This window comes from Streptomyces sp. NPDC050161, from assembly GCF_044460025.1.
Lineage (GTDB): Bacteria > Actinomycetota > Actinomycetes > Streptomycetales > Streptomycetaceae > Streptomyces.
The window spans coordinates 156,757-160,512 of the sequence record NZ_JBITJM010000003.1; the positions used below are offsets into that span (position 1 = coordinate 156,757).

Consider the following 3,756-nt stretch of genomic DNA (forward strand, 5'->3'; position numbering starts at 1 on the left):
AGCGGAATATCCCGCGTGGACGGAGAGGCCGACCCGTGAGCGACGACGACAAGAATTCCGGCGGTACCGGCAAAGTCAAGGTGACCGAGGGATACCTCGAAGACTTTGCCCAGCACCGGATCAACGATTTCATCCAGGGACTGCGGGACAACGACGACTACCGCAATCTGGACGGATTCGCCGGTGGCCCCGCGGGGCCCGGCGGATACGCGAAGCTGCTGGCCGGCAGCAAGGACTTTCCCGCGGGTCAGGCACTTCAGCAGCGCTACGCCAAGTTCTGCCAGAGCCTGAAGCACGAACTCGACGGGTTCGCCCAGTCCATGACCGACCTGTCGAACGACCTGATGACGGTCAATCAGATCCTGGACAAGGGCGAGCAGGACACCGAGCTGACCGCGTCGCAGATGATGCAGGACCTCCAGGACATCCTGAACGGGTTCGGCGGTGGCGGCGGCGCCGGCAAGACCCCGCCACCCCAGGGCGCGGCCTGACGGCCCTGAGAAAGAACAACTGACCACACACCGGACCCCTTTCGGACAGTCGCACGCGGCTGCCCGAAGGGCGGAATCCGGCAGGAGAGGGACCACGGTGAACCGGTACGGGCCGAAGGGACGGGCGCGCGCGTGAACTGGGGAGAGGCGATGAAAGCCTTCGCCGCCACCGGCCAGAAGGTGACGGACAGCTCGGCGATCGGCAGCGACGGCGGGCCGAGCTGGTTCACGTCGTTCGACGCGGGCACGCTCCCCGGCGGCGACCACAACCTGGACTCCGTGTACGACGTGTGGTGGTCGTTCAACTACACCACCCAGGGCGACGGGACCGGCGCCGGACTCCCCAACCAGTACGTCCTGGGCGTCACCATGGACTGGGCCGGGATGGACGCCTCGGACGGCCCGCTCGGCCAGTTCGTGCACCAGCCCGACCAGATCCTCGTCCCCGTCTTCAACTCCCTCAAGGGCAACGACGCCGCCAGCCTGGGGAGTTTCGACACCGCGGTGATCACCGCCCGGGGTCTGGAGCGCCGGATCCAGGGCGCCAAGGACATCATCGAGAGCTGGGCCAGGGAGATCAACGAGGACGACTCGAACTGGCAGGGCAGCTCGGCAGGTGTCTTCCGCGCGGTGCTGCACGGCATGGCCAACGAACTCGACCGCCTGCGGGTCGAGATGACCAACCCGCGCGACTTCGCCGCGGACATCGACCACGCCAGGACGCAGCTGCACGACACCCTCGCCAGGCTCTACGACGCGCACACCGCCTGGCGGGGCGACCGGATGGCCTGGCCGGTCAACGCCACGCACGACGCGCTCCAGGAAGCGATGCAGGGCGCCCACATCGAGTTCCCCGACCAGGTCAACCCCAAGGTCACCTCGTCCTTCGGGGATCCGAACACGCAGGAGTTCTGGGACCGGGTCCAGTCGCGGGCCAAGGCGCTGTGGCTGGCGAACGTCAACACCCGGCTCGACCAGCCGGCCGGTCAGCACATGCAGGCGCTCAACTCCGCCATCGGCAGTGCCACTTCGGCGATCCCCGAGCAGGTCAAGCCGATGCAGCTGAAGATGCCGGGCGGGCAGACGCCTCCCGGGGCGTCGGCCACCAACCCGTTCGGCAGCCAGACCAACCCGTTCGGTACAAAGCCGCCAGGCACCTCGGGAACGGACCAGCAGAACCAGCAGAACCAGCAACTGCCGCCCGGCGCGCAGGACCTCCTCAAGCACAACACGGACGGCCCGAACGGGGCGGATCTCGACCCGTCGAAGGGGACGGGCGGGGACGGCACGGCACCGCCGGGAGAAGGCACGTCGGGAGCGGACGGCCTCGGGGGCGGCAAGGGCGAGGACCTCAAGGCGCCGCTGTCGGCGAAGCTGGACGGGCCGCCGGCCAGCGGCGTCGACACCCAGCACGCGGGCGGCGAGGGCGACAAGGACCAGCACGCGCCGCCGCCCGGGATGATGCCGCCGATGCCGCCCAGGATCCAGCCGCCGATGACCGGCACCAGCGGAAACAAGTCGTTCGGCGGGCCCCCTGGCACGGGCACCCTCGGCAGCAACCCCTCCGCGAAGCTCATCGGTCCTGACGGCAAGCCGCTCACCGATGGGAGTGGCAAGGCGCTCGACGTGCCGCCCGGCTCGAAGGTCAACGCCAACGGAACCGTCACCCGCCCCGACGGCACGCTCGCCACGGACCGCAACGGCCACCAGATCACCGTGCCGCGCGGCACCAAGCTCAGCCACGTGACGGAGCCGCCGAACGACGGATCGCTGTGGCGCGAGCGGAAGTTGGCCAACAACCTCCAGACGCCTCCCGGGGTGAAGCCGCCGGGGGCGCACGGCGACATGGAGCACCCGCCGGCGATACCCCGCGGCCTCAAGACCGTCAGCGGCCCGGCGGGCATGGGCGGCGGGTCGGGCGAAGGCGGCGGCATCGGGCGCAACTCGGCGCTCAACGAGGCGACCCCGCCCCGGACCGGCATGAGCCCCAAAGCGCTCAAATCAGGTGGGTCCATCCCGCCAGAGGAGATGCCCCCCGGCGGCAGGCTCGCCCGGGGCGCGGCGCAGGAGGCCACCGCCATGGGGCGGGCCACCTCGTCCGGCAGCCCCATGGTGCCGCCGATGGGCGGTGGCGGCGCGGGCGCCGGTGCGGGCGGCGGCCAGGGCGGCGAGCGGCAGCGTCAGACCTGGGTCGACGAGGAGGAAGAGGTGTGGGGCACCGACGAGGGCACCACACCGGGCGTGATCGGCCGGTGAACGCACGGACAGTGGCAGACGAACGGAAGGGCAGGCGATGAGCCCCGGATTCCAGGACCAGGTCGACCAGATGATGGGCCGGCTGGCCGAGCACCGCAATCAGCTGATGGAGACGCAGCAGCGGCTGGCGAAGGAGACCGTCAAGGTCACCTCCAAGGACCGGGCGATCACCGTCGTGATGGGCACCCAGTCCGATGTGCGGGAGATCCGGTTCAACGGCGACCACTACCGCACCATGGCCCCCGCCGAGCTGGGCCGGGCGCTGGTGCAGCTGCTGGAGCGGGCGCGCGCCGATGTGCACGAGAAGGTGAACCGCGCGGTCGCGCCGTTCACGGGATTCAGCGACGAGGTGCGCGAATCGATGCTCGGCGGCACGGAACAGCTCAAGGCGATGAACGAGGCGCGGAAGCTGTGGCCGCAACAGGGGCCGGGGGGCACCGCTTTCGGACGCCGTGGCGACGACGAGGACGAGACCGATGGCTGAAGAGATCAGGACGACCGAAGACCTCCACCGGCTGTTCGCGGAATACCCGAAACTCGCCACGCAGATCAGCACCCTGGGCCTGGACGTGGAGGACATCAAGCGGCTGAATCTCCAGGGCGCGGGCGACAACGACGAAGTCGCCGAGCAGTACAAGTCGATCGCCAATCCGGGGACCGAAGCCCTGGAGCGGATCGTCAAGATGATGAGCGATGTCACCGATTCCACCGGACAGGCCGGCGGCGACGTCATGAAAATCTTCCGGGCGGCCGACGAGGACAACCAGCGGATCGCCGAATCCTGGAATCACATGCAGGAGGCGGAGAAGAAGGCCCAGGAAAAGTCGCAGCAGTAGCAGGAGAGCCGTGAATCCTGCACCAGGGGGGTGTCCGCGCCGGCGGGCATCCCCTGGCGCCGTCCCTTCCGTCTCCGTCCTTCCGTCTCCGCCCCATCCCCTGTCCACCAGCACCTGTCGCCGTGCACTCCGTCATGCGGGCCCGTCGCCCGTAGTTCAGAAAGGGGTCGGCC

Annotated in this window: 4 protein-coding genes; all 4 read left to right on the top strand. The window is 69.4% G+C overall.

Going from position 1 to position 3,756, the window contains the following annotated elements; genetic code table 11:
- Positions 1–35 precede the first annotated feature (35 nt).
- On the top strand, positions 36–491 hold the full coding sequence (locus ACIBK8_RS06325; RefSeq protein ID WP_399040421.1) for a hypothetical protein: 456 nt from the start codon (positions 36–38) through the stop codon (positions 489–491).
- Positions 492–641: 150 nt separating this feature from the next.
- Positions 642–2,747 (top strand): hypothetical protein, encoded by a 2,106-nt coding sequence (locus ACIBK8_RS06330; RefSeq protein WP_399040422.1) that lies wholly within the window; start codon positions 642–644, stop codon positions 2,745–2,747.
- Positions 2,748–2,784: 37 nt separating this feature from the next.
- Positions 2,785–3,231 (top strand): YbaB/EbfC family nucleoid-associated protein, encoded by a 447-nt coding sequence (locus ACIBK8_RS06335; protein ID WP_393681624.1) that lies wholly within the window; start codon positions 2,785–2,787, stop codon positions 3,229–3,231.
- Complete coding sequence (locus tag ACIBK8_RS06340) at positions 3,224–3,583, top strand: hypothetical protein (RefSeq protein ID WP_399040423.1); 360 nt, start codon at positions 3,224–3,226, stop codon at positions 3,581–3,583. Before ACIBK8_RS06335 ends, ACIBK8_RS06340 begins: the two co-directional genes overlap by 8 nt.
- Positions 3,584–3,756: the final 173 nt, after the last annotated feature.